This is a genomic window from Arthrobacter sp. Y3222053 (assembly GCF_059092805.1).
In genome coordinates this window covers 279,003-302,200 of sequence record NZ_JBNHIA010000005.1, presented here as the reverse complement: position 1 = coordinate 302,200, position 23,198 = coordinate 279,003, and the positions used below count along the sequence as shown (strand labels likewise).

Annotated in this window: 23 protein-coding genes and 3 rRNA genes; 13 read left to right on the top strand and 13 right to left on the bottom strand. The window is 70.9% G+C overall.

All coding sequences use genetic code 11. The features are described from left to right. The 5 genes from AC5RUW_RS14285 to AC5RUW_RS14265 form a co-directional block, all read left to right on the top strand. Positions 1-209 (top strand): 23S ribosomal RNA (locus AC5RUW_RS14285); the annotation flags it as partial. A 187-nt stretch (positions 210-396) separates the two neighbouring features. Next, positions 397-513: ribosomal RNA gene (rrf, locus tag AC5RUW_RS14280) — 5S ribosomal RNA — on the top strand. Between the two features lie 202 nt (positions 514-715). Beyond that, positions 716-832 (top strand): 5S ribosomal RNA (gene rrf / locus AC5RUW_RS14275). A 168-nt stretch (positions 833-1,000) separates the two neighbouring features. Beyond that, positions 1,001-1,774: a hypothetical protein gene (locus AC5RUW_RS14270; protein WP_494161294.1), complete on the top strand. Its 774-nt coding sequence runs from the start codon at positions 1,001-1,003 to the stop codon at positions 1,772-1,774. Next, complete coding sequence (locus AC5RUW_RS14265) at positions 1,771-2,229, top strand: nuclear transport factor 2 family protein (RefSeq protein ID WP_494161293.1); 459 nt, start codon at positions 1,771-1,773, stop codon at positions 2,227-2,229. The genes AC5RUW_RS14270 and AC5RUW_RS14265 overlap by 4 nt, the downstream gene beginning before the upstream one ends. A gap of 29 nt (positions 2,230-2,258) precedes the next feature. On the opposite strand, the gene AC5RUW_RS14260 is transcribed toward AC5RUW_RS14265, so the two are convergent. Next, positions 2,259-3,467 carry an NADH:flavin oxidoreductase/NADH oxidase gene (locus AC5RUW_RS14260; RefSeq protein ID WP_494161292.1) on the bottom strand — a complete coding sequence of 403 codons (1,209 nt, stop codon included), beginning with the start codon at positions 3,465-3,467 and terminating at the stop codon, positions 2,259-2,261. A gap of 71 nt (positions 3,468-3,538) precedes the next feature. Between AC5RUW_RS14260 and AC5RUW_RS14255 the strand changes: the two genes are divergently transcribed. After that, complete coding sequence (locus AC5RUW_RS14255; protein WP_494161291.1) at positions 3,539-4,315, top strand: enoyl-CoA hydratase-related protein; 777 nt, start codon at positions 3,539-3,541, stop codon at positions 4,313-4,315. Between the two features lie 31 nt (positions 4,316-4,346). Here the strand turns inward: AC5RUW_RS14255 and AC5RUW_RS14250 are convergent, their stop codons facing one another. Beyond that, on the bottom strand, positions 4,347-4,808 hold the full coding sequence (locus AC5RUW_RS14250; protein WP_494161290.1) for an acyl-CoA thioesterase: 462 nt from the start codon (positions 4,806-4,808) through the stop codon (positions 4,347-4,349). A 233-nt stretch (positions 4,809-5,041) separates the two neighbouring features. On the opposite strand from AC5RUW_RS14250, the gene AC5RUW_RS14245 reads away from it, so the two are divergent. Next, on the top strand, positions 5,042-5,893 hold the full coding sequence (locus tag AC5RUW_RS14245; protein WP_494161289.1) for an SDR family oxidoreductase: 852 nt from the start codon (positions 5,042-5,044) through the stop codon (positions 5,891-5,893). Then, entirely contained in the window at positions 5,890-7,110 is a 1,221-nt protein-coding gene (locus AC5RUW_RS14240) for an acetyl-CoA C-acetyltransferase (RefSeq protein WP_494161288.1), read from the top strand. The genes AC5RUW_RS14245 and AC5RUW_RS14240 overlap by 4 nt, the downstream gene beginning before the upstream one ends. 161 nt (positions 7,111-7,271) lie before the next feature. On the opposite strand, the gene AC5RUW_RS14235 is transcribed toward AC5RUW_RS14240, so the two are convergent. Beyond that, positions 7,272-8,882, bottom strand: coding sequence for an AMP-binding protein (locus AC5RUW_RS14235; RefSeq protein ID WP_494161287.1), 1,611 nt, complete (start codon positions 8,880-8,882; stop codon positions 7,272-7,274). A 127-nt stretch (positions 8,883-9,009) separates the two neighbouring features. On the opposite strand from AC5RUW_RS14235, the gene AC5RUW_RS14230 reads away from it, so the two are divergent. Then, complete coding sequence (locus AC5RUW_RS14230; protein ID WP_494161286.1) at positions 9,010-9,630, top strand: TetR/AcrR family transcriptional regulator; 621 nt, start codon at positions 9,010-9,012, stop codon at positions 9,628-9,630. 14 nt (positions 9,631-9,644) lie between these two features. Here AC5RUW_RS14230 and AC5RUW_RS14225 read toward each other — a convergent pair whose 3' ends face one another. Continuing rightward, entirely contained in the window at positions 9,645-10,403 is a 759-nt protein-coding gene (locus AC5RUW_RS14225; RefSeq protein WP_494161285.1) for a CoA-transferase subunit beta, read from the bottom strand. After that, the gene (locus AC5RUW_RS14220) at positions 10,403-11,269 is read right to left on the bottom strand and encodes a CoA transferase subunit A (RefSeq protein WP_494161284.1); all 867 of its coding nucleotides are present in this window, start codon (positions 11,267-11,269) and stop codon (positions 10,403-10,405) included. The genes AC5RUW_RS14225 and AC5RUW_RS14220 overlap by 1 nt, the downstream gene beginning before the upstream one ends. Positions 11,270-11,407: 138 nt before the next feature. On the opposite strand from AC5RUW_RS14220, the gene AC5RUW_RS14215 reads away from it, so the two are divergent. Further along, positions 11,408-12,136, top strand: a complete 729-nt coding sequence (locus AC5RUW_RS14215; RefSeq protein ID WP_494161283.1) for an SDR family NAD(P)-dependent oxidoreductase — start codon at positions 11,408-11,410, stop codon at positions 12,134-12,136. 119 nt (positions 12,137-12,255) lie between these two features. On the opposite strand, the gene AC5RUW_RS14210 is transcribed toward AC5RUW_RS14215, so the two are convergent. The 4 genes from AC5RUW_RS14210 to AC5RUW_RS14195 are packed head-to-tail and all read right to left on the bottom strand — an operon-like array spanning position 12,256 to position 16,388. Continuing rightward, positions 12,256-13,368 carry an acyl-CoA dehydrogenase family protein gene (locus tag AC5RUW_RS14210; RefSeq protein ID WP_494161282.1) on the bottom strand — a complete coding sequence of 371 codons (1,113 nt, stop codon included), beginning with the start codon at positions 13,366-13,368 and terminating at the stop codon, positions 12,256-12,258. Positions 13,369-13,375: 7 nt separating this feature from the next. Beyond that, positions 13,376-14,344, bottom strand: a complete 969-nt coding sequence (locus tag AC5RUW_RS14205) for an acyl-CoA dehydrogenase family protein (protein WP_494161281.1) — start codon at positions 14,342-14,344, stop codon at positions 13,376-13,378. Next, positions 14,341-15,534, bottom strand: coding sequence for an acyl-CoA dehydrogenase family protein (locus AC5RUW_RS14200; RefSeq protein ID WP_494161280.1), 1,194 nt, complete (start codon positions 15,532-15,534; stop codon positions 14,341-14,343). Before AC5RUW_RS14200 ends, AC5RUW_RS14205 begins: the two co-directional genes overlap by 4 nt. Further along, positions 15,531-16,388: an enoyl-CoA hydratase gene (locus tag AC5RUW_RS14195; protein WP_494161279.1), complete on the bottom strand. Its 858-nt coding sequence runs from the start codon at positions 16,386-16,388 to the stop codon at positions 15,531-15,533. Before AC5RUW_RS14195 ends, AC5RUW_RS14200 begins: the two co-directional genes overlap by 4 nt. 114 nt (positions 16,389-16,502) lie before the next feature. On the opposite strand from AC5RUW_RS14195, the gene AC5RUW_RS14190 reads away from it, so the two are divergent. From AC5RUW_RS14190 to AC5RUW_RS14180, 3 genes are read left to right on the top strand one after another with little or no spacing between them, the layout of a single operon-like run. Beyond that, positions 16,503-17,672 (top strand): acyl-CoA dehydrogenase family protein, encoded by a 1,170-nt coding sequence (locus AC5RUW_RS14190; protein ID WP_494161278.1) that lies wholly within the window; start codon positions 16,503-16,505, stop codon positions 17,670-17,672. Further along, on the top strand, positions 17,669-18,475 hold the full coding sequence (locus tag AC5RUW_RS14185) for an SDR family oxidoreductase (protein WP_494161277.1): 807 nt from the start codon (positions 17,669-17,671) through the stop codon (positions 18,473-18,475). The genes AC5RUW_RS14190 and AC5RUW_RS14185 overlap by 4 nt, the downstream gene beginning before the upstream one ends. 9 nt (positions 18,476-18,484) lie before the next feature. Next, positions 18,485-19,636, top strand: coding sequence for an acetyl-CoA C-acetyltransferase (locus AC5RUW_RS14180; protein ID WP_494161276.1), 1,152 nt, complete (start codon positions 18,485-18,487; stop codon positions 19,634-19,636). An 82-nt stretch (positions 19,637-19,718) separates the two neighbouring features. Here AC5RUW_RS14180 and AC5RUW_RS14175 read toward each other — a convergent pair whose 3' ends face one another. From AC5RUW_RS14175 to AC5RUW_RS14160, 4 genes are read right to left on the bottom strand one after another with little or no spacing between them, the layout of a single operon-like run. Then, positions 19,719-20,810 (bottom strand): NAD(P)H-dependent flavin oxidoreductase, encoded by a 1,092-nt coding sequence (locus AC5RUW_RS14175; protein ID WP_494161275.1) that lies wholly within the window; start codon positions 20,808-20,810, stop codon positions 19,719-19,721. Continuing rightward, positions 20,807-21,562: a CoA-transferase subunit beta gene (locus AC5RUW_RS14170; protein WP_494161274.1), complete on the bottom strand. Its 756-nt coding sequence runs from the start codon at positions 21,560-21,562 to the stop codon at positions 20,807-20,809. The genes AC5RUW_RS14175 and AC5RUW_RS14170 overlap by 4 nt, the downstream gene beginning before the upstream one ends. After that, positions 21,559-22,410 carry a CoA transferase subunit A gene (locus AC5RUW_RS14165; RefSeq protein ID WP_494161273.1) on the bottom strand — a complete coding sequence of 284 codons (852 nt, stop codon included), beginning with the start codon at positions 22,408-22,410 and terminating at the stop codon, positions 21,559-21,561. Before AC5RUW_RS14165 ends, AC5RUW_RS14170 begins: the two co-directional genes overlap by 4 nt. Further along, complete coding sequence (locus AC5RUW_RS14160) at positions 22,407-23,165, bottom strand: enoyl-CoA hydratase family protein (RefSeq protein ID WP_494161272.1); 759 nt, start codon at positions 23,163-23,165, stop codon at positions 22,407-22,409. Before AC5RUW_RS14160 ends, AC5RUW_RS14165 begins: the two co-directional genes overlap by 4 nt. Positions 23,166-23,198 lie beyond the last annotated feature (33 nt).

Here is a 23,198-nt window from a genome sequence, read left to right as displayed (position 1 = left end):
TACTGCCAAGTGCACCGCTGATTAGCTACGTTCGGATGGGATAACCGCTGAAAGCATCTAAGCGGGAAGCCTGCTTCAAGATGAGATTTCCATACACTTCGGTGTGAGAGGCCCCCAGCCAGACCACTGGGTTGATAGGCCGGATGTGGAAGCGGGGACTAAAGACCCGTGAAGCTGACCGGTACTAATAGGCCGACAACTTACACCACACACGAAAAAAACAGCACTGACTGCTACGCGTCCACTATGTGGTTCCCAACCAACAACCCACACCACCAGGTGCGGGCCAGGGGAACACCACCAATAATTGAATACACGGTTGAACACGTGTAACCACACAGACTTCACCACCACAGGTCCCGCACAGAACAGGGACGTGTGGTTGGTGGCAAGGGTTACGGCGGTCACAGCGTGGGGGAAACGCCCGGTCCCATTCCGAACCCGGAAGCTAAGACCCACAGCGCCGATGGTACTGCACCCGGGAGGGTGTGGGAGAGTAGGTCACCGCCGGACAACCATTACAAGGAAGAGGGCCCCGCACCGACGCGGGGCCCTCACCCATTTAACAACAAGTCGCAGAGGCCTGTGGTCAGAGCCGGCTCCAACTGGGGGTAAGATAGAAACGCATCACGCCGCAGGAACGCGTCAGTTGAACAGGCTGCACGGGCCAGCGGACTGTGACCCAGGATTTCCGGCGCAAGCACGGACATAGGGTTACGGCGGTCATAGCGTGGGGGAAACGCCCGGTCCCATTCCGAACCCGGAAGCTAAGACCCACAGCGCCGATGGTACTGCACCCGGGAGGGTGTGGGAGAGTAGGTCACCGCCGGACATCTTTTGAATCAGGTCGGGCCCCCGCAGCGCTGCGGGGGCCCGACCTGTTTATGTTTAAGCGCTCTCCTGGAGCTCCGGCCCCGGTCCCTCAGGGTGGGACTGCGACGCACGGACAGCTCCTTCACTTGGTAGCGTGCTCGGACACGCGCTGACCGGAGGAGCCGCATTGCCCGCTGAATTGGCCTTTTTCTCGTTCGTTGAACTGACGGATGAGTCGCAGCATGGTGCGTACAACCGATGGCACCAGCTGGACCACCGCCCCGAGAACCTGGCACTCCCAGGGGTGGCCTGGGGAGACCGCTGGGCCCGGACGCGCACGCCCGAGGGCCGCACTGGGCACGCCGCGGGCCCCTTCGCCGGCACGGACTACGTCGCCATGTATTGGTTCCGTTCACCGGTCGAGGAGAGCGTCGCGGAGTGGGACCGGCTCGGGGAAGCGTCGTATCAGTTGGGCCGGGGTCCGATCATTCCCGGTGTCCAGCGGCCGCTCCTGGGTTTCTTTCGCCCGGTAAAGGGATATGCGTCCCCCCGGGCCTTGGTCAGCCCCGATGTTCTTCCCTACCGGCCCAACCGCGGCCTTCACCTCACGCTGACCCGCTACGAGGAGCCGCACGCCCCGCAGGTCCACAGCCGGTTCGCTTGGGAGGACCGGGAGCTGATCCCCGGCCTTCTGGCTGCGGAGGGAGTGGCGGGGGCCTGGACGTTCTCGTTCAGCCACCTCCAGCAGCACAGCTCGCTGCCCTTTGAAGGCTCCGAAGACCGGCAGCCAGGCAGCCTGCGGATCCGCCTGCTGTATCTGGACGAGGAGGTCCAGGAAGCCGGGCGGCGGATTCAGGCCGTCGAAGATGCGCTCGGCGCCGCGGAAGGCGCGCCGGGGGAGCCCGGGGAAGTGCTCTTCTCCTCCACCCTGCGCACCATCGTCCCCTGGCAGGACTGGTGAGCGGCCTGGAGGAGCGCCTGCGGGCGCTCGAAGACCGCGCCTGCATCCTCGACCTGATTGCCGGGTACGGCCCCCTGGCCGACTCGGGGAACGGGGCCGGGATCGGCGCGCTCTGGGCCGAGGGCGGCTCCTACTCCTTCGAGATGGCCGGCGAGACGACCACGCTCCGCGGAGCGGAGATCGGCGGCCTGGTGGAGCTTGAATCGCATCGGGAACTCATGGCAGCTGGGTGCGCGCATTTCCTCAGTGCTCCAACAGTGAGGATCGACGGCGACACGGCCACCGCGGTGAACCACTCGGTCGTGCTGGTCCACCGGGACGGAATCTGGGTCGCCGAACGGGTGAGCGCCAACCACTGGACCCTCACGCGGACCGATGACGGATGGCGCGTCGCGAACCGGACCAACGCCCTGCTGACCGGGGACGAATCGGCGCGGGATCTGCTTGCCCGCTGATCTCCCCGGCGCAGCGGCTCCCCGCCCGCCTACGAACTGACGGGCTGGAAGCGGGCCATGGGGGTTTCACCGGCCGCGGCGAGCTGTGCCAGGGTGCGACGGCGCGGCATCAGGGCGCTGCCGAAGCGCACGTCCCAATGTCCGGCCTCGTCGGCGTCGAGCTCGCGGCGGGCATGCTGGACCCAATTCGGGTTGTCCAGCATCTCCCGCCCCAGGAGCACAAGGTCCGCGTCGCCGGCCGCCACGAGAGCGCTGGCCTGCCCCGGCTCCAGGATGAAACCGACGCAGGCGACGACGGCGCCGGAACGCCGCTTGAGCTCGCGGGCAAAGTCCGCGTGGAACGCAAACCCCCGGCGCACGCGGGTGTCCGTGGACCGGTCGGCGCTGATTCCGCCGGACGAGGTGTCAATGACGTCCACGCCTGCTTCGGCGGCGCGGCGGGCAAACTCGACGACGTCGTCGAAGTCCATCCCGCCCTCGGCCACCCCGTCCACGGCGGAGAGCCGGTAGGAGAGGACGACGTCGTCGGGAAGCGCGGCACGCACCGCCGCGATGACCTCAAGCGGATAGCGCATGCGGCGCTCCCCGTCGCCGCCGTAGGTGTCGATGCGGGTGTTGGAGACCGGCGACAGGAAGGAATGCAGCAGGTAGCCGTGCGCCCCGTGCAGCTCGATGAACCGGAATCCGGCGGCGACGGCGCGTTCGGCTGCGGCGACCCACTGAGTGACCGTTCCTGCGACCTCGTCGGCGGTGAGTTCATGGGGCACCGGCCACCCGGGGCCGGCGGGCAGGGCCGAGGGCCCGACGACAGGCCACGGGGCCCGTCCGGCCTCGGCATCGGAGGCGTCCAACGGGGCGCCGGCCCGCCAGGGCTCACGCACCGAGGCCTTCCGGCCCGCGTGGCCCAGCTGGATGCCCGGCACTGCGCCCTGGGCGCTGAGGAGTGCCGCGAGGCGGCGCATTCCCAGCAGCTGTTCGTCCTTCCACAGGCCAAGGTCGTGATGCGAGATGCGTCCACGCTCCTCGACGGCCGTCGCTTCGACGATCACCAGGCCGGCCCCGCCGAGGGCAAAGCGGCCCAGATGAGCCAGGTGGAAGTCGTCCACCATGCCGTCCTCCGCCGAGTACATGCACATGGGGGAGACGCCCGCACGGTCCCGAAGCGTCACGCCGCGGATGGTCAGCGGTGTGAAAAGAGCTGGCACGGTCGCGGATTCCGGAGCTGCGTTCTCGATCATGCGTCGACAATACCAAGCAATAGTTTGGTAGCGTGCACGAAACGTAACCGGATGAACTGGAGGTGGCGCGCATGGCGTCTGCTGAGACCGAAATCCTGGCCGAGTTCCGCAACGGCGTGGCCTGGCTGCGAATCAACGGGCCGGACCGGCTCAACGCGCTGTCCACCGCCGCGCTGCGCGCCCTGGCGGAGGGCGTCGCCGCCGCACGTGACGCGGACGCCATCGTCCTCACCGGAACGGGGCGCGCGTTCTGCACCGGGGCGGATCTCGGTACGGACGTGACCGCTGAGACCGTGGATGCCGCAGGTGCGCTGGTGAACCTGATTGCGGAGGTGCCGGTGCCGGTCGTGGCAGCGGTCAACGGCCCGGCCGCCGGGGTGGGAGCGTCCATCGCGTTGGCGTGCGACCTGGTGCTGGCCGCCGAATCCGCGTTCTTCCTGCTGCCCTTCCTGCCGCTCGGGCTGGTTCCCGACGGCGGTGCCACCCACAGCGTGCTCGCCGGCGCCGGCCGGGCCCGGGCCGCCCGGATGGCCTTCGGCGGGGAGCGGATCCCCGCGGCCCTGGCCGCCGAGTGGGGGCTGGTGGGCGAGGTGGTGCCCGACGCCGACCTGCCGGGACGGGTGGACCAGCTGCTCGACCGCCTCGCCTCCGCGCCCCGGACGGCGGTGCGGGAGACGAAGAGGCTGCTGCGCGAGGCGGAGGCGCCCGCCCTCCGGGCTGCCGCGCAGCGGGAGCTGGATGTGCAGTCCGAGCTGCTCGCCGGTCCCGAGTATGCGCTGGCGCGGGAGGGCTTCCTGAACAAGAAACCGGTGGACTTCCGTGCTGCCCGTGCCGGCGGGGTGTCCTAGCCGCACGCGGGCTGCCGGGCCCCGCCGGTCCTCAGGCGTCGTCGCCCGTGCCGGCCAGGCAGCGGAGCAGTATCTCCGGGATGCGGATCGGCCGCTGATCGGGTGAGACCGTCACCAGCCAGTTCGACGCGGTCGCGACGAGGGTCCGATCGGCAGGGCGCCACATTTCGAAGTCGAAGCGGACCGACGATGTGCCGATGTCACCGACCCTGAGCTCGATGGTGATTTCATCGAACAGCCGTGCGGCGGCGAGGTAATCGCAATGCGTCGCGCGTGAGACGGTCCACCAGCCGAACCGTTCCAGCAGGGTGTCCTGGCGCAGTCCGTTGAGGAACAGCCACTCGGTCTGCAGCGCTTCCATCCGTGGAAACCAGGTGGCGTAGTAGAGGATGCCGGCCGGATCCGTGTCTGCGTAGCTCAGGCGCTGGGTGTGCCGGTGCAGCACGGGCCGCGGGTGCCGGGTGCTTGGGTCGGCGGACTGCTGGGAAACCATTCGTTGCCCCTCATCGTCAGGGAGGCCGCGGCGGCCGGATCTGGCCCCGGCCCCAGGTCAATTAATTGTTTGGTGCGTCGAAGGGCACGACTTCTAGCCGACCGGGCAGGCCCTCTCCACCTTGCGCCGCCACCGGCGGGCGCGGCGCGGACATCGTGGGCGGGACACCGAGAAGTATCCGGCACAGAAGACAACCTAGCATTTGTTTGGTAGGTTGCTTTCATACTGTTGCGATGAGGGACGGGAAACTCATGTCGATCACCATTGACCTCACAGGGCGCGTCGTCCTGGTCACCGGCGGTGCCCGGGGCGTGGGCGCCGGCGTCGTCGATGCCTTCCTCGCGGCCGGCGCCACGGTGGAGACCTGCGGCCGCACCGAACCCGGTCCGGCTCCCTCCGCCGCCGACGCGTCCGCCCCTGCCGAGGAGACGGCGGTCCGATTCAGCCGGCTGGACGTGCGCGACGACGAGCAGGTACGCGCCTGGATTGACGACGTCGCGGCCCGCCGCGGCCGGATCGACGTCGTCGTCAACAACGCCGGCGGCTCCCCGTTCGGGCCCTTCGAGGAGGGCTCGGCCCGGTACCAGCGCGCCGTGACGGAACTGAACTTCCTCTCCGCCGCCCACGTCGCCCGGGCCGTGCATCCGGTCATGATGGCCCAGGAGCGGGGCGGCTCGATCATCAACATCACCTCGATCAGCGCCCGCCGGCCCAGCCCGGGCACCGCCGTCTACGGAGCGGCCAAGGCGGCGCTGGAATCGCTGACAGGCAGCCTGGCAGTGGAGTGGGCGCCGCACATCCGGGTGAACGCCGTCAGCTGCGGTCTCGTCGCCACCGACGGCGCCGCGGACCACTACGGCGATGCGGACAGCTACGCCCGGGTCGCGGCCACCATTCCCCGCGGCCGGCTGGCCGCCCCGGCCGAGATCGGCTCGGCCTGCGTGATGCTCGCCTCGGACCTGGCAAGCCACATCACCGGGGCCGTCCTCGACGTCGACGGCGGCGGGGAATGGCCGGCCTTCCTCACGCACACTCCCAACGCACAGACCCTGCGACCATCCACAGCCAAAGGAGCACAGTCATGACCGAGGCGGTTATCGTTTCCGCAGTCCGTTCACCCATCGGACGCGCCCACAAGGGGTCGCTGCGCGAAATGCGCGCTGACGACCTCGCCGCCCAGATGGTCCGCGCGGCCCTGGATGCGGTGCCCGCCCTGGACCCGCACTCCGTCGAGGACCTGATGATGGGCTGCGCGCAGCCGGCCGGCGAACAGGGCTACAACATTGCCCGGATCGTAGCCATGCAGCTGGGCCTGGACACCGTGCCCGGCACCACCGTGCACCGCTACTGCTCCTCCTCGCTGCAGACCGCCCGGATGGCGCTGCACGCCATCAAGGCCGGCGAGGGCGACGTCTTCATCTCCGCCGGCGTCGAAACCGTCTCCCGCTTCGGTCTGGGCAAGTCCGACGGCCTGCCGGACACCAAGAACCCCGCCTGGTTCGCGCCCATGGAGCGCACGAAGCAGCTGGCCAAGGACCCGGATGCGCGCTGGAGCGACCCCCGGGACAACGGGGAGCTGCCCGACATCTACATCGCCATGGGTGACACCGCCGAGAACGTCGCGCAGGTTCGCGGCGTCTCCCGCGCCGCGCAGGACGAGTGGGCGGTGCTGAGCCAGAACCGTGCCGAGGCCGCTGCGGCCCGCGGCTTCTGGACCACCGACATCACGCCCGTCGTGCTGCCGGACGGAACCGTGGTGTCCGCGGACGACGGCCCGCGCGCCGGCGTCACGCTGGAGAAGCTCTCGACGCTGCAGCCGGTCTTCCGTGAACACGGCACCGTCACCGCCGCCAACTGCTGCCCGCTGAACGACGGCGCGGCCGCCCTGGTGATCATGAGCGACACCCGCGCCGCCGAGCTCGGACTGACGCCGCTGGCACGCATCGTGGCCACCGGCGTCTCCGCCATGACGCCGGAGCTGATGGGCCTCGGCCCGGTCGGCGCCGTCCGCAACGCGCTGGCCAACGCGAAGATGTCCATCTCCGACATGGACATCATGGAGCTCAACGAGGCCTTCGCCGCCCAGGTCCTGCCCTCCATCGAGGACATCGGCATGGACCCGGAGAAGGTCAACGTCAACGGCGGCGCCATCGCCCTGGGCCACCCCTTCGGCATGACCGGCGCGCGGATGGCCACCACCGCGATCCATGCCCTGCAGGAGCGTGACGAGCAGTTCGCCGTCGAGACCATGTGCGTGGCCGGCGGCCAGGGCATGGCCATGATCCTCGAACGGCTGAGCTGACCCGGTCCTGCCAGCCGCGGGACGCAGAAGCGGAACACTGAAGGCAGGACACAGAAGAGACACAGCAGAAGGGGCTGGAGGGAGCTGATGCTTCCTCCGCCCCTTCAGCTTGCCGGCCTCGGCCGCAGGCCGCCGGCCGAGCGGCGGGACGGCCCGCCTGCCTAGGCCGGTTCTACCCGGCGCAGCTCGGTCTTGAGCACCTTGCCGGTGCCGTTGCGCGGGAAGTCCTCCACGATCACGAACTCCCGCGGCAGCTTGTAGTTCGCCAGCCGTGCCCGGCAGAAGTCCCGCAGATCCTCCGCCGTCGGCACCGGATCGGCGTCGTGCAGCAGCGCCACATAGGCCCGGCCCACCGAGCCCATCCGCTCGTCCGGCACGCCGACGACGGCGGACTCGTTCACCGCCGGGTGCTGGCGCAGCACGTTTTCGATCTCGGCGGGATACACGTTGAAGCCGCCCACGATGAACATGTCCTTGAGCCGGTCGGTGATCTTCAAGCAGCCGTGCTCGTCCAGCCGGCCGATGTCTCCGGTGTGGAACCAGCCGTCGGCGTCGATGGCGGCGGCGGTGGCCTCCGGGTCCTCGAAGTAGCCGAGCATGACGTTGTCGCCGCGCAGCAGGACCTCGCCGTCCTCGCCGACGGGCCGGTCCGTGCCGTTGGCGTCCACGACGCGGATTTCGATGCCGTCCACCGCGGGGCCGGTGGTCTGCTTGGCGTGTTCCAGCTCCTCGCCCGGGCGGGACAGCGTGGCCACCACGCACTCGGTCAGCCCGTAGGCCTGCGCCACCCTGCGGAAGCCCAGCACCTGGACCATGTCCAGGAAGAGCGTCTCCGGGGCGGTCGCGGCACCGGCAATGGCAAAGCGCAGCGACGAGGTGTCATAGTCGGCCAGCTGGGGATGGTTCAGCAGCGACGTGAAGATCGTCGGCACCCCGGGCAGCACCGTGATCCGGGCCGACTGGATCAGTTCCAGCAGCTCGGTCGCGTCGAAGGTCTCCACCGGGTAGATCGTGGCCCCGGCCACCAGGCAGGCGATCATGCCGGCCTTATAGCCGAACCCGTGGAAGAACGGGTTCACCACCGCGTACCGGTCCTCGGGGGCCAGATCCGCGCCGGCGGACCAGGCCCGCGCCACGCCGAGCGTCTGTCGGTGGGCGCTCATCACGCCCTTGGGCAGGCCGGTGGTGCCGGAGGTGTACACGATGTCGCAGACGTCGTCCGGGGTGACCGCGGCGACGGCGGCGGCGTACGCGGCGTCGTCGGCCGCCGTTCCCGACGCCAGCAGCGATGCCCAGCACAGCTCGCCGTCGGTGTCCGCCGCGCTGTCCAGGTCGACCACCAGGCCGAGCGAGGGCAGCCCGGAGACCGGTCCGTCCGACGGACCGGCATCCGCCGCGGCGGCCCGCAGCGCCTGCAGCGGCCGCCGGCCCAGGAAGCCGCCCGCCACCACCAGTACCGAGGCCCGGGATCGGCTCAGGATCACCGACGCCTCGTGGCCGGTGAAGCGGGTGTTCAGGGGCACGACGGCGGCGCCGATCGCCTGCGCGCCGAGCATGGCGAGGATGAACTCGAGCCGGTTCGGCGACCACACGGCCACCCGGTCGCCCCGCCGCACCCCGTGCGCCAGGTAGCCGCGCGACACCTCGGCCACCCGCCCGCGCAGGTCACGGTAGGAGACGACGGTGTCCCCGTCCACGACGGCGGGATGGTCGCCGAGCCGCGCCATCTGCGTCAGCAGCTCGGGTAGGGTCTGGGCGTCCGAGAGGTGCATCAGGGGTGGATCCTTTCAGGGCGGAAGGTGGAACAGCGGGCGGGCCGTGGCGCGGCGGGCGCGGCCGGGGCGGCGGATGCGGGATAATCGAGCATACGCTTGGGCAACTGGAACCGGAGGAGAGCGAATGGCAACGAGCAGGAAAACGGATCGCGCCGCAGGCGCCGAGCAGGGCTCCGGGCGCCGCGAGCAGCTGCTGGCCATCGCGGCCCGGCTGATCGCCACGCGCGGGTACTCGGCGACCACGGTGCGGGACATCGCCGACGAAGCCGGCATCCTCTCGGGCAGCCTCTACCACCACTTCTCCTCCAAGGAGACGATCCTCGACGAGGTCCTGCGGACCTTCATGGTCGGCCTGCGCGAGCGCTGCGAGGAGATCGCCGAGAAGGGCGGCGGAGCGCTGCACATGTTCGACGAGCTGGTCCGCACCGCGTTCCGGACCATCGAGCAGCAGCCTGACGCCGTCGGCATCTACCAGAACGAGGCGGCGTTCCTCGCCAAGCTGCCCGGCTTCGAATTCGTCGCCCAGGAGGGCGCGAAGATCGAGGCGATCTGGCAGAACGTGATCCAGGACGGCCAGCGCGAGGGCGTGTTCCGCGCGGACCTGGACTCCGCGATGACCTACCGCTTCATCCGCGACGGCATGTGGTCCTCGGTGCGCTGGTTCCGCCCGGGCGGCCGGCACTCGGCTGAAAGCGCCGGCCGCCACTTCCTCGAACTGATCCATTCCGGTCTCCTGCAGGATTGATCGGCGGGTGCCGGTCAGTCCCGCACTTCGCGGGTCCTGGCCCCGCGCGGATCCAGCTCCTCGCGGATGAGGCGCAGTTCCTCCTCCGTGGGGACGCGGGTGGCCGGGGCGCCGTCGACGTCGAGGGCGAAGCCGGTGTTCTCGGCCACCGCCGCCGGGTCCACGCCCGGGTGGATGGAGAGCACCGTGACGGCGCCGTCGTCGTCGTAGCCGAGCACGGCCAGGTTGGTGACGATCACGCCCAGATGGTGGTGGCGCAGCGCGGGCCCTGCGGCGCGGGCCCGGTCGTTGCCGACGCCGGAGACCATGTCCACGGCCTCGACGAAGAGCCGGGGGCTGTGCCGGGCCACCCAGTAGTCCACCCGGTGGTTGGCGGTGTTCCCCGGCGCCCCGCGGACGCCGATGAGCTGGCGGGTGGGCTTGTTCCAGTCTCCGATGAGGGAGATGTTCTGGTTGCCGAAGCGGTCGATCTGGCTGGCGCCCATCATGCTCTGCCGGCGGCCGGAGGCCACGATGTCGAAAATGCGGCGGAACGGCGCCCAGCCCTCGATGACCCCGCCGGCGGCCGCGGTTTTGCCCAGGGGCGGCGGCTCGCTCATCATGAACGCCTCGCCGTCGCTGAGGACCAGGTCCGGGGCGTGCGTGAGCTTGGCCAGCCGGGCGCCGAGGGTGGGAATGATCCCGACGGCGTGGGCCAGGATTTCGCCCGACTCACGGTAGGTGTCCGAGCAGGCGGCAACGCAGATTTCGGCCAGGGTGACGTCGGCAGCCATCACTTCACCTCCTGGGCGGCGTGGAAGCGGTCCACGGCCTCGAGATAGCCGGCCTCGTCCCCGTCGAGGAACTCGGAGGCAAAGGCGCGCCAGGTGTCCGGGTCCTTCGCGGACGCGGCGTAGTGCTTCTGGAAGCGCTCGTCCCGCCCGTAATCCGGCTCACACGTGGTGAAGTGCGCGCCCCGCGGGGTCTCGATGACGCCGGTGACGTACATGCGGCTGAGCATCAGCGTGTGGAACGAGCCCTGGTTGAGCAGGTCCCGGGTCTCCACGATCCGCTCCGTGCTGACGAAGGTGCGCTTGGCGGCCATCGCGAACAGGTCATCGAAGTACGGGTCCGGGCCCAGGAACTGGGCGTTGCCGCCGCTGTCCGCGCGGTTGGCGTGGATGAAGGCCACGTCCAGCGGAATCGCGGGCACGGCCACGTACTCGTCGTCGGAGTAGGGCGAGGCGATGGTCTTCAGGTGCGGGTTCGCCGCCAGCACGTCCGAACCGAGGCCGGCGACGGTGGGCAGGAAGGACAGGCGCGACGCCGCAGCGCGCAGCCCGGTGACGAACATGCCCTCGTCGTATTCGTTGATTTCGAGTTCGCCGCGCTCGCGGGCGGCCGTGAACAGCGGATCCAGCGGAATGCTGTCCAGCGAGACGAACCCGTAGATCAGCTTGCGCACCTTGCCCGCGGCGACGAGCAGGCCGACGTCGGGCCCGCCGAAGGCGACGACGGTCAGGTCCTTGACGTCGCTGCGCAGCAGTTCGCGGACGGCGGCCATCGGCTTGCGCCGGGATCCCCACCCTCCGATGCCGATGGTCATTCCGGACTCGATGGACGCTATGGCGTCCGAGAGCCCGATCTTCTTGTTGGGCATGCAGTGCTCCTTTGCGTGTCTCCCGGCAGTACTACTACTAAACCTAGCGCTTGTTAGGGCGCTAGGCTAGCATGGGCCGAAATCCCACTGTTTCCGGGTCGGACGGGGTCCGGAGGGACAAGGCAAAGGAGCCAGACATTGAGCCAAGCACACACAGTCGTCACCGGTGGAGCCAGCGGCATCGGAGCCGCCGTCGTCGAGGCGCTGCTGGCCCGCGGGGAACAGGTGACGATCTTCGACCTGCAGCCCCCGCTGGCCGGGACCATGCCCGCAGGCGTCGGTTTCATCAAGGTGGACGCCTCGGATGAGGACGCGGTCCGGGACGCGGTGGCGCAGGCGGAGGCGGAACACGGCACCGTGACGGGCGTGGTGATCTGCCACGGCAACCGCGGCCTGTTCGTGCCGGCGTTGGAAGCCGACCTGCAGCATGCCCGCAAGGTCTTCGACATCCACGTGCTGGGGGCGCTGGCCGTCAGCCGTGAAGTGGTCCGGCGGCTGGAGGGCCGGCCGGCCTCGATCGTCACGGTCTCCTCGGCAACGGCCTTCGGCGGCTGGGAAAAGCAGGCGGACTACGGCGTCGCCAAGGCCGCCGTGCGGCAGCTGACCCAGAACCTGGCGGTTGAGTGGGCTTCCCTGGGGGTCCGGGTCAACGCGGTCGCTCCGGGCAACACGCTCACGCCCATGGTCCAGGCGGTGATCGACAGCGGCAGCTACGACACCGCCGCAGTGGAAAAGCGCACTCCGATGGGCCGGTTTGCCCAGCCGGAGGAGATCGCCACGGCCATCCTCTTCCTGCTGCTCGACGCCACCTTCGTCACCGGGCAGTGCCTGGCCGTCGACGGCGGCTGGACGGCCGTCGGAGAGTGACCTCCCGGCGCTGTTCATGACGCTGTTCTCGACGCTGATCAGGAGCCCTTGACCGTCAGGTGCCCTGTAGCCGGAAGCCCGGCGTCGCCTGGTGCGGGCGGCGCCGGGCCCAGCTGCGTCTAGGCCGGCACCAGACCCAGCATGGACTGGAGCCGACGGCGGTGCTCCCGCGCGGGCCCGAACAGCTCTCCCGTGGCGTGGGCGCGCTTGAACACCAGCTGCGCGTCGTGCTCCCAGGTGATGGCAATGCCGCCGTGCAGCTGCACGGTCTCCGAGGCCACCTTCTCCAGCGCGTCCGAGCACCAGGCCTTGGCCATCGCCGCCCGCTCCGGCAGGTCGGCCGCGCCGGTGCCGGCGGACCAGGCGGCGGCCCAGGCCGCCGTACGGGCCGTCTCCACCTGCACGAGCATGTCGGCCATCCGGTGCTTCAGGGCCTGGAAGGAGCCGATCCGGCGGCCGAACTGCACCCGCTGCCCGGCGTATTCCACCGTCATGTCCAGCCCGCGCTGGGCGGTGCCCACCTGCAGGCAGCTCGCGGCCACCAGCGCGATGTCCCGGATCTCCTCCAGCGCGGCGCCGGCGTCCAGCACCAGCGGGCGGGCGGCGACCTTGCGGAACGTCAGCGTGGCCACCCGCAGCGTCGTATCCATCGCCGGGGTCTCCGCCGGCTCCACGGCCCCGGTGTCGAGCACCTCGAACAGGCCGACGCCGGCCGGCGTCGAGGCGACCGCCAGGATGATGTCCGCTCCGGCGCCGTCGAGCACCAGGGTGGCGGTGCCGTCCAGGGTCCACCCGGAACCCTCGACGGCGGTCAGGCCGGATCCGTCGGTGCGCCAGCGGCCCTGTTCGTCGGCCCAGGCCAGGGTGGCCACGGTGGAGCCTTCGGCGATGCCCGGCAGCAGCCGCTCCCGGTCCGCCTCTTCATCGGCGTGCAGCACCGCGGCGGCGCCGAGCACCGCGGAGGCGAGCAGCGGCGTCGGAGCGAGCGAATAGCCCAGGGCCTCCAGGACCAGCCCGGTCTCGAACCAGGTGAAGCCGGCGCCGCCGTACTCCTCCGGGATGGCCAGCGACGCGGCGCCGATCTCTTCGGCCAGGACCCGCCACAGGTCAGCGTCGTAGCCGGTCTCGGAGGCAGCGGCGTCGCGCACCGCGGCGGAGGTCGCATGGCGGTCCAGTACCGCCCGGAGCATCTTGACGAGTTCGTTCTGCTCTTCGGTCAGGGAGAAGTCCATGGTGTCCTCAGCGGGTGGAAGGAAGGAGGAGGGAGGCCAGCCGGTCCCGGTGCTGCCGCGGGGTGCCCCAGGCGCCGGCCAGGGCGCGGACCCGGGTGAACCACAGGCCCAGGTCGTGCTCCTCGGTGTAGCCGATGGCGCCGTGGACCTGCAGGCCGACCCGGGCGGCGAGGTCCGCCGCGTCGGTGGCGGCGACCTTGGCCGCCGAGACGCTGCGGGGGCCGTCGGGCCCGCCCAGGTCGAGGGCGGCGTTGAAGATCAGCGGCCGGGCGAAGGTCAGGGCGATCCGGACATTGGCCAGCTGGTGCTTCAGGGCTTGGTACTCGCCCACCGGCCGGCCGAACTGTTCGCGGATCTTTGCGTAGGCCACGGCCTCGGCCAGCAGGCGCTCGCCGGCGCCGAGCTGGACGGCGGCGCAGGCCAGCGCGGCCCGGTCCACCGCCCGTGCCCGGGCGGCCGGGTCGAGGTCCGCTGCCGGGCCCGCCGCCGTGAGCGGGCTGAGGGTACGGGTCCGGTCCAGGGACGTGACGCCGGGACCGGCCGCGGCGGACGCGATGGATGCCGTGTCCACCAGGAAGCTCCGGTCGGCGGTGGCCGCGTCGAGGGCGTAGGGCGCGGCGCCGGGGACGGCGGCCGTGGCGATGATGGAGCCGTCGAGCAGGCCGGCGCGCACGTCGGCGTCGACCAGGTCCGGCAGCAGCGCCGCGGATTCGATGTAGGGCCCGGGAACTGCGTGGTAGCCCAGCCGTTCGAAGGCCACAGCGAGGTCCACCGCGGTGCCGCCCAGGCCGCCGTCGTCCTCGGCGACGCAGAGCCCGAACAGGCCGAGTTCGGCCAGCTGGGCCCACAGGGCGCGCCCGAGCGCCGGGTCGCCGTCGGCCCAGGTCCGGGCGATCTTGGTGCCGCCCGCGCTCTCGACGATTTCGTCGATGGCCTCGGCCAGCGAATGCTGCTCTTCACTGAGCACGAATTTCATGGCTTCCTCCTGGCATCGCCGCCGCGGGGGAGACCGAGCAGCCGTTCTGCGATGATGTTGCGCTGGATTTCGTTGGTGCCGGCGTAGATGGGCCCGGCCACGGCGAACAGGTAGTCCTCCGCCCAGCGGCCGTCGCCGGCGGCGGGGGCGCCGCGCAGCTCCGCGTCCGGGCCGAGCAGGGACAGCGCCGTTTCGTGCAGGGCGATGTCCAGCTCGGACCAGAACACCTTGTTGACGCTGCCTTCGGCGCCGATGTCGCCGCCGTCCTGCATGGTGCCCACCGTGCCCCAGGTGTAGAGCCGGTAGGCCTCCGCCTTGATCCAGGCGTCGACGACGGCGTTGCGGGCGGCCGGATCCGGGTCCGGGAGGGTGCCCCAGAGGTTGATCAGCCGGTCCGCGGCGGCGCAGAAGCGGCCCGGGGAGCGCAGCGACAGGCCGCGCTCGTTGCCGGCCGTGCTCATGGCCACCCGCCAGCCGTCCCCCGGGGCGCCCAGGACGTCGGCGTCGGGCACGAAGACGTCGTCGAAGAACAGTTCGGCGAAGCCGGTGGATCCGTCCAGCTGGGTGATGGGCCGGATGCTCAGGCCGGGGGCGTCCATCGGAAAGAGGAAGTACGTCAGCCCGCGGTGCCGCTGGGCCTCCGGATCCGTGCGGAACAGGCCGAACCCGCGGTCCGCCCACACCGCCCGCGAGCTCCAGGTCTTCTGGCCGCTCAGCAGCCAGCCCCCGCGCTCGTCGTCGCGCTTGGCGGTGCTGCGGATGGCGGCCAGGTCGCTGCCCGCCCCGGGCTCCGACCAGGCCTGCGCCCAGATCAGCGAGCCGTCGGTCATGTCCTTCAGGTAGCGCCGGCGCTGGTCGTCGGTGCCGTGCTCAAAGAGGATGGGCGCCAGCAGCGAGATGCCGTTCTGGGCCACCCGGGTGGGCGCCCCGGCGCGGTAGTACTCCTCCTCGAACAGGACCCACTCGATCAGGCCCGCGCCCCGGCCGCCGAACTCCTCGGGCCAGGACACCACCGACCAGCCGCCGCGGGCCAGCTCGGCCTCCCACTCGCGGTGCGCGGCGAAACCCTCGGCGGTGTCCATGGACGGCAGCGGCTGCGCCGGCACATGGGCGGCCAGCCAGGCCCGCGCCTCGGCGGCGAAGGCCTGCTGCTCCCCGGTCAGGTCAAGGTTCATCGCGTCGCCGTTCATGACTGCACCGCCGCGTTCCGCATGCTCTTTACTCCCATTCCGGCCAGCGAGTCGACGCCGACCTCCGCGTTGTGCGCGTGGGCCGCGTGGTGCAGCCCGAAGACCGAGTCCATGCCGGCGCGCATGCCCTGCAGGTCCTCGGCCTGGTTTACGGCCTTCTTGGCCAGGGCCAGCCCCAGCCGGGGCATCGCGCTGATCCGCTCGGCCATCGCCATCACGGTGTCCTCCAGCTCGGCGGCCGGGACCACATGGTTGACCATGCCCAGTTCGCGGGCGCGGCCGGCGGTGAAGCGGTCGCCGGTGAAGAGGAACTCCTTGGCCGCGCGCGGGTTCATCACCCACGGGTGGGCGAAGTACTCCACGCCCGGGATGCCCATGCGCACCACGGGATCGGAGAAGAACGCGTCGTCGGCGGCGACGATGAAGTCGCAGGACCAGGCCAGCATCAGGCCGCCGGCAATGCAGGCGCCCTGCACCATGGCGATCGTGGGCTTGGGGATCTCCCGCCAGCGCCGGCACATGCCCAGATAGACCTCGGATTCGCGGGCGAACCGGGAGTCCACGCCCTCGGTGCCCACGTGGTCCCACCAGATCACCGCCCGGCGCTCGAAGCTCTGATCGGCGTCCCGCTCGGGGGAGCCGATGTCGTGGCCGGCCGAGAAGTGCTTTCCGTTGCCCGCGAGCACGATCACCTTGACGGCGTCGTCGTTGACGGCGCGGGTGAACGCGGCATCCAGGGCGTAGGTGACCTTCGAATTCTGCGCGTTGCGGTACTGCGGGCGGTTGAGGCGGACGACGGCGACGGAGCCGCGCACCTCGTATGTCACCACCCCGCCGGCTTCGTCGTTCTGCATCGTGGTTCCTCTCTGGGATGCTTCAACCAACACTTACCAAACAAGTGCTTGGTTTGCTAGCATAGGCGACGCTCGACTTATTGACCAGTGGCGGCGGCCGAGGAAAGGTGTTCCGTGGACCTGAACTATTCAGCAGAAGACGAGGAGTTCCGCCGGGAGATACGCAGCTGGCTGGAAGCGAACCTCGTCGGCAGGTTCGCGCAGCTGCGCGGCCTGGGCGGCTCCGGCCGGGAGCACGAGGCCTTCGAGGAACGCCTGGAATGGAACCGGCACCTCGCCGCGCACGGCTGGAGCTGCGTCGGCTGGCCCAAGGAGCACGGCGGCCGCGGCCTGAGCCTGCTGCAGCAGGTGATCTTCCATGAGGAGTACGCCCGGGCCGACGCCCCGGCACGGGTCAACCACCTGGGCGAGGAACTGCTCGGCCCCACGCTCATCGCGTTCGGCACCCCGGAGCAGCAGGCCCGGTTCCTGCCGAAGATCGTGGCGGTGGAGGAACTGTGGTGCCAGGGGTACTCGGAGCCGGGTGCCGGCTCCGACCTGGCCTCGGTGTCCACCAAGGCGCGGCCCGAAGACGGGCAGTGGGTCATCGACGGGCAGAAGGTCTGGACCTCCCTGGCCCACCACGCCGACTGGTGCTTCGTCATCGCCCGGACCGGCACCGGCGACCGCCCGCATCACGGACTGTCCTACCTGCTGGTGCCGATGGACCAGCCGGGCGTGCAGATCCGCCCGATCCTGCAGCTGACCGGCACCTCCGAGTTCAACGAGGTCTTCTTCGACGGCGCGCGCACCGACGCCGACCTGGTGGTCGGCGAGCCCGGCGCCGGCTGGGCCGTGGCCATGGGCACGCTCGGCTTCGAACGCGGCGTCTCCACCCTCGCCCAGCAGATCGCCTTCCAGCGCGAGCTCGACGCCGTCGTCGACCTCGCCCGGGATAACGGCGCGCTCGAGGATCCGCTGATCCGGGACCGGATCGTCTCCGCCCACATGGGCCTGCAGATGCTGCGGCTGCACGGACTGCGCACGCTCAGCGGCGAGCAGGGCATCGAAGCCTCGATCACCAAGCTGCTGTGGGCGCCCTGGCACCGGTCCCTGGGCGAGTTGGCCATGGCCGTGGCCGGCAGCGCCGGGCTGACCGTCGCCGAGGCGCCCTACGGGCTGAGCCCCCTGCAGTCCCTCTTCCTGTTCAGCCGCGCGGACACGCTCTACGGCGGCTCGGACGAAATCCAGCGAAACGTCATCGCCGAGCGCGTGCTCGGCCTGCCCAAGGAGGCCCGCGCATGATTCCCACCCGCACCGCCCAGCCCGCTCCGGACTACGTTCCGGCCCACAACCTGCTCGCCGGCCGGCGCGTGGTGGTCACCGCCGCCGCCGGGGCCGGCATCGGGGCCGCCGCCGCCCGGCGGGCCCTGGAGGAGGGCGCGCAGCTGGTGGTCCTCGGCGACACGCATGCGGGCCGGCTGGAGGCCGCGGTTACCGAGCTCGGCGCCGAATTCGGGACCGACCGGGTCCGGGCCGCGGTCTGCGACGTCACCGTGGACGAGCAGGTCGAGGCCCTCCTGGACCTCGCCGAGGATGCCGGCGGCGTCGACGTCATGATCAACAACGCCGGCCTGGGCGGCACGGCGTCGATCCTGGAGATGACCGACGAGCAGTGGGACAAGGTCCTCGGCGTGACGCTGACCGGCACCTTCCGCAGCGTGCGCGCCGCGGGCCGGCGCATGGTCCGCAACGGCGTGCAGGGCGGCGTGATCATCAACAACGCCTCGGTGATCGGCTGGCGCGCCCAGGAGGGCCAGGCCCACTACGCCGCCGCGAAGGCTGGCGTCATGGCCCTGACCCGCTCGGCCGCCCTGGACCTGGCCCACGCCGGCATCCGGGTCAACGCCGTGTCCCCGAGCCTGGCCATGCATCCGTTCCTGGCCAAGGTCACCTCCGAGGAGCTGCTCGAGCAGCTGACCTCGCGGGAGGCGTTCGGCCGCGCCGCCGAGCCGTGGGAGATCGCCAACGTGATGGTCTTCCTCGCCAGCGGCTACTCGTCCTACATGACGGGCGAAGTCGTGTCCGTCAGCAGCCAGCAGGCCTAAGGAGGCACCATGACCACCGCCTACATTGTCGACGCCGTCCGCACCCCCGGCGGGCGCCGCAACGGTTCCCTGGCCGGCATCCATTCCGCCGACCTCGGCGCCCACGTGATCTCCGCGCTGATGGAGCGCACCGGCGTCGACCCGGCCGCGGTCGACGACGTGATCTTCGGCTGCACCGACACCATCGGCTCCCAGGCCGGGGACATCGCCCGCACCGCCTGGCTGGTCGCCGGGCTGCCGGACCACGTTCCCGGCGTCACGATCGACCGGCAGTGCGGCTCCAGCCAGCAGGCCGTGCACTTCGCGGCGCAGGGCGTCATGTCCGGCACCGCGGACCTGATCGTGGCCGGCGGCGTGCAGAACATGTCCGCCGTTCCCATCTCCGCGGCCATGGTCCTGGGCACGCAGTACGGCTTCACGACGCCGTTCGCCGAATCCCCGGGATGGGTGCGCCGCTACGGGAACCAAGAGGTCTCGCAGTTCCGTTCCGCGGAGATGATCGCCGAGAAGTGGAACATCAGCCGGGGACGGATGGAGGAGTTCGCGCTGCGCAGCCATGAGCGCGCCATCCGGGCCACCGACGAGGGCCGCTTCGCCCGGGAGATCGTGCCGCTGGCCGGGCTGAGCCAGGATGAAGGCCCGCGCCGCGGCACCTCGCTGGAGAAGATGGCGGCGCTGGAACCGCTGACCGAGGGCGGGCGCATCACCGCCGCCGTCGCCTCGCAGATCACCGACGCCGCCAGCGCCCTGCTGGTCGCCTCCGAGGCCGCCGTGGCGGCGCACGGGCTCACGCCCCGGGCCCGGATCCACCACCTCTCGGTGCGCGCCGACGACCCGGTCTGGATGCTCACCGGACCCATCCGGGCGACGGCGCATGCGCTGGAGAAGGCCGGCATGAGCGTGGACGACATCGACCTGTTCGAGTGCAACGAGGCGTTCGCCTCCGTGGTCCTGGCCTGGGCCATGGAGCTGGGCGTCGACCTGGAGAAGGTCAACGTGAACGGCGGCGGGATCGCGCTCGGCCATCCGATCGGCGCCACCGGCACCCGCATCATGGCCACGCTGCTCAACGAGCTGGAACGGACCGGCGGCCGCTATGGCCTGCAGGTGATGTGCGAGGGCGGCGGCCAGGCCAACGTCACCATCATCGAACGGCTGTAGCGCGCGGCAGCGCAGGGAAAAGGGGGGCGCCGCAGCGACATGGCTGCGGCGGCCCCCTTTGCGTCCTCCGCGGGGGGCGGGGTCAGGCGGCTTCCACCCGGCCGGCCCGCACCGTGCCGGCGGCGGCCTGCAGCCGCTCCGCCGCCTCGGCCACGATCCGGTCCACGAGCTCGGCGCAGCTGGGCAGGTCATCGATCACGCCGACCACCTGTCCGGAGGCGAGCATGCCGGCGGTGGTGTCGCCGTCGACCAGTCCCGCCTTGAGCAGCATGGGGGTGTTGGCGGCCAGCATCATCTGGTTCCAGCTGCGCCCCGAGCTGCGCTTCATGGCCACGCCGTCCCGGAGCAGTCCGGCCCAGGACTGCCCCGACATCTCCTTGAACCGCAGGGTCCGGCGCAGGGTGGGCAGCAGCCGGCGCAGCCGCCCGGACTCCTCCAGCGCTTCGACGAATTCGGTGCGCAGCAGCCGGTGCGGCATGCCGTCGGCCTTGGCGGTGACCACCGTGCCGTCCAGCCCGAAGCCGAGGTAGCGCTGCTTGATCTCCTCCGGCACCGCGCTGTCCCGGGTGAGCAGGAACCGGGTGCCCATGCCGATGCCGACGGCGCCGTAGGCCAGGGCGGCGGCCAGCCCGCGCCCGTCGTAGAAGCCGCCGGCCGCGATGACCGGAAGGTCCACGGCGGAGACCACGCTCGGCAGCAGGATCGACGTCGGGGTGGCACCGGTGTGCCCGCCGCCCTCGCCGCCCTGGATCATGACGGCGTCGGCGCCCCAGGAGGCGACCTTCTGCGCGTGCCGGACGGAGCCGATGGAGGGGATCACCACGGCGCCGTGCTCCTTGAGCCGGGCGATGAGCTCCGGCCGCGGCGCCAGGGCGAAGGAGGCCACCTTGACCCCGTACTTCACCAGCAGGTCCACCCGGGCGCCGGCGTCGGCGGCGTCGGCCCGCAGGTTCACCCCGAAGGGCCGGTCGGTGCGGCTTTTCACCTCCATGATCGCCGCCTCCAGCTGGGGCAGGGTCATGGTCGCCGAGGCCAGGATGCCCAGGGCGCCGGCTTCGGCGGTGGCGCTGACCAGCCGGGGTCCGGCCACCCAGCCCATGCCGGTCTGGACGATCGGATGCTCGACTCCGGTCAGTTCCGTCAGCGGGGTGGAAATGCGGGCGGTGGTGCTCATGCCGGTACCTCGTCTTCTCTGCGCTTCTGTGGATCCAGGACGTCCCGGATGAGCCGCAGCTCGGTGTCGTCGGGAAGCCGGGTGGTGTGGACGGGGCCGCCGAAGTGCAGCGGAAACCCGGTGGCGGCCTGCATGTCGCCGGCGTCGACGCCGGGATGGACCGAGACCACGGCGAGGGTGCCGCCGGGGCCGCTGAAATCGAAGACGCCCAGGTTGGTGACCACCCGGTGCAGGTCGTGGAACCGGCTGGCGGAGGGGCCGGCTGCGCGGGCGCGGTCGGTGCCGACGCCGGTCACGAAGTCCACGTGCTCCACCAGGGCGCGCGGGCTGTGCCGGGCGATCCAGTAGCTGGTCCGGTGGTTGACCGTGTTGGTGGCGGCGGCCCGGGTGCCCAGCAGCTGGCGGCGCGGCCGGTCGTGGCTGCCGATCACCGACAGGTTCTGGTTGCCGGTGCGGTCCAGCTGCGCCGCGCCCATCACCACGTGGCGCCGGCCGGCGGCGATCAGCTCGAACAGCTCGCGGTACGGCAGGTAGCCCGCGGTGACGGCGGACGCCCCGCCTAGGGGCGGCACATCGCCGAAGATCGTGGACTCCCCGTCGCTGAGCATCAGTCCGGGTGCGTGCGTGAGGGCGGCCAGCCGGGCGCCGAGCGTGGGCACGATCCCGGCGGGGCTCGCCAGGATGTCCGTCTCGCCGCGGAACAGGTCGCTGCACGCCGTGACCGCGACTTCGGCCCGGGACGGCGCGCTCATCGCCCGGCTCCCACGGCGGCGAGGTAGCCGGCGTCGTCCACGTCGAGGAACCGGGCACGGAACCGCTGCCAGTCCTCGGCCGAGGCGGCGCTGCGCGCATACTCGCGCTGGAAGGATTCGTCCCGCCCGTAGTCCGGCAGGCAGGAGGTGAAGTGCGCCCCGAGCGGGGCTTCGACCACGGCATCGACCATGGTCCGGTTCAGCAGCAACGTGGAGGGGTGCTCGTTCCGGGTGAGTTCCTCGGTGGGCACCACCGCCTCCGCGCTGACGATGGTGTGCTCCGCCGCCCGCGCGAAGAGGTCGTCGAAGTACGGGTCCGGGCCCAGGCACTGGGCGTTGCCCAGCACGTCGGCGCGGTTCAGGTGCAGCAGGGCGACGTCGAGGGGCACGGCGGGCATGGCCACCAGCACCTCGCCGTCGGCGTAGGGGGAGGCCACGGTGCGGATCCAGGGGTTGGCTGCGAGCGTGTCCGCCCCGACCCCGGAGCGGGTGGCCTCAAAGGGCAGCCGCCGCCCGGCGGCGCGCAGCCCGGCGACCAGCATCGCCTCGTCCAGCTCCACGGCCTCGACGGCGCCGGCCTGCCGGGCCGCGGCGAAGTGCGGTTCCACGGCGATGCTGTCCAGCGTCACGAACCCGAACACCACCCGCCGCACCTGGCCGGTGGCGCAGAGGACGCCGACGTCGGGCCCGCCGAAGCTCACCACGGTCAGGTCCCGGACGCCGGAGCGCACGAGCGCGCGCACCAGTGCCATGGGTTTGCGGCGCGATCCCCAGCCACCGATGCCGATGGTCATCCCGTCGCGGAACCGGGCGGCCACCGCATCCAGGGCGGTGACTTTTCCGCTCATGGGGCGGAGGAGGCGCCGGTGGCGACGAAGTCGTCGCGGAGGTCGTCGGCGACGCCGGCCAGGTTGAGCTCGAAGGTGAAGCCCTGCTCAAACCGGTAGCTCTTCACGACGTCGACGGGGTCGATGCCGTTCAGGGCCTCCTTCGCCGCCCGGATCACCCGGGGATCCTTGGCGGCGACCTCGTCCGCGAAGGCGAACGCGGCGTCGTCGAGCCGGCCGGTGGGAACCACCTCCGCCACGCTGCCCAGCTCCGCCAGGCGGGCGGCGCTGATGGTGCGGCTGGTGTAGTAGAGCGTCCGCAGCAGGTGGGCGGGCACCAGCCGGGACAGGTGCGTGGCCGCGCCCAGGGCGCCGCGGTCCACCTCGGGCACCCCGAAGTAGGCGTCCTCGGAGGCGATGATCGTGTCCGCGCTGCCGGCCAGGCCGACGCCGCCGCCCAGGCAGAACCCGTTCACGGCGGCGACCACCGGCACCGGGCATTCGTAGATGGAGCGGAACGCCTCGTAGCAGCCGCGGTTCGCGCCGAGGATGGCGGTGAAGCCTTCGGTGGCCTGCATTTCCTTGATGTCGACGCCGGCGTTGAAGCCGCGTCCCTCGGCGCGCAGCACCACCACGCGGGTGGCGGCGTCGGCGCCCGCCTCCTTCAGCGCCTCGCTGATCCCGAACCAGCCCGCCACCGGCAGCGCGTTGACCGGCGGATAGTCCATGGTGACCACACGGACGCCGTTGGAATGCATCTTCGATCTGATTGGCATAGCAGTACCCTACCTAACGTTTGCTTGATACCC

Coding starts and splice junctions, on each gene's coding strand:
- AC5RUW_RS14260 (WP_494161292.1), bottom strand. CDS start 3,467: ATGATCGAGAACGCAGCTCCGGAATCCGCGACCGTGCCAGCTCTTTTC.
- AC5RUW_RS14255 (WP_494161291.1), top strand. CDS start 3,539: ATGGCGTCTGCTGAGACCGAAATCCTGGCCGAGTTCCGCAACGGCGTG.
- AC5RUW_RS14250 (WP_494161290.1), bottom strand. CDS start 4,808: ATGGTTTCCCAGCAGTCCGCCGACCCAAGCACCCGGCACCCGCGGCCC.
- AC5RUW_RS14245 (WP_494161289.1), top strand. CDS start 5,042: ATGAGGGACGGGAAACTCATGTCGATCACCATTGACCTCACAGGGCGC.
- AC5RUW_RS14240 (WP_494161288.1), top strand. CDS start 5,890: ATGACCGAGGCGGTTATCGTTTCCGCAGTCCGTTCACCCATCGGACGC.
- AC5RUW_RS14235 (WP_494161287.1), bottom strand. CDS start 8,882: ATGCACCTCTCGGACGCCCAGACCCTACCCGAGCTGCTGACGCAGATG.
- AC5RUW_RS14230 (WP_494161286.1), top strand. CDS start 9,010: ATGGCAACGAGCAGGAAAACGGATCGCGCCGCAGGCGCCGAGCAGGGC.
- AC5RUW_RS14225 (WP_494161285.1), bottom strand. CDS start 10,403: ATGGCTGCCGACGTCACCCTGGCCGAAATCTGCGTTGCCGCCTGCTCG.
- AC5RUW_RS14220 (WP_494161284.1), bottom strand. CDS start 11,269: ATGCCCAACAAGAAGATCGGGCTCTCGGACGCCATAGCGTCCATCGAG.
- AC5RUW_RS14210 (WP_494161282.1), bottom strand. CDS start 13,368: ATGGACTTCTCCCTGACCGAAGAGCAGAACGAACTCGTCAAGATGCTC.
- AC5RUW_RS14205 (WP_494161281.1), bottom strand. CDS start 14,344: ATGAAATTCGTGCTCAGTGAAGAGCAGCATTCGCTGGCCGAGGCCATC.
- AC5RUW_RS14200 (WP_494161280.1), bottom strand. CDS start 15,534: ATGAACGGCGACGCGATGAACCTTGACCTGACCGGGGAGCAGCAGGCC.
- AC5RUW_RS14195 (WP_494161279.1), bottom strand. CDS start 16,388: ATGCAGAACGACGAAGCCGGCGGGGTGGTGACATACGAGGTGCGCGGC.
- AC5RUW_RS14185 (WP_494161277.1), top strand. CDS start 17,669: ATGATTCCCACCCGCACCGCCCAGCCCGCTCCGGACTACGTTCCGGCC.
- AC5RUW_RS14180 (WP_494161276.1), top strand. CDS start 18,485: ATGACCACCGCCTACATTGTCGACGCCGTCCGCACCCCCGGCGGGCGC.
- AC5RUW_RS14175 (WP_494161275.1), bottom strand. CDS start 20,810: ATGAGCACCACCGCCCGCATTTCCACCCCGCTGACGGAACTGACCGGA.
- AC5RUW_RS14170 (WP_494161274.1), bottom strand. CDS start 21,562: ATGAGCGCGCCGTCCCGGGCCGAAGTCGCGGTCACGGCGTGCAGCGAC.
- AC5RUW_RS14165 (WP_494161273.1), bottom strand. CDS start 22,410: ATGAGCGGAAAAGTCACCGCCCTGGATGCGGTGGCCGCCCGGTTCCGC.
- AC5RUW_RS14160 (WP_494161272.1), bottom strand. CDS start 23,165: ATGCCAATCAGATCGAAGATGCATTCCAACGGCGTCCGTGTGGTCACC.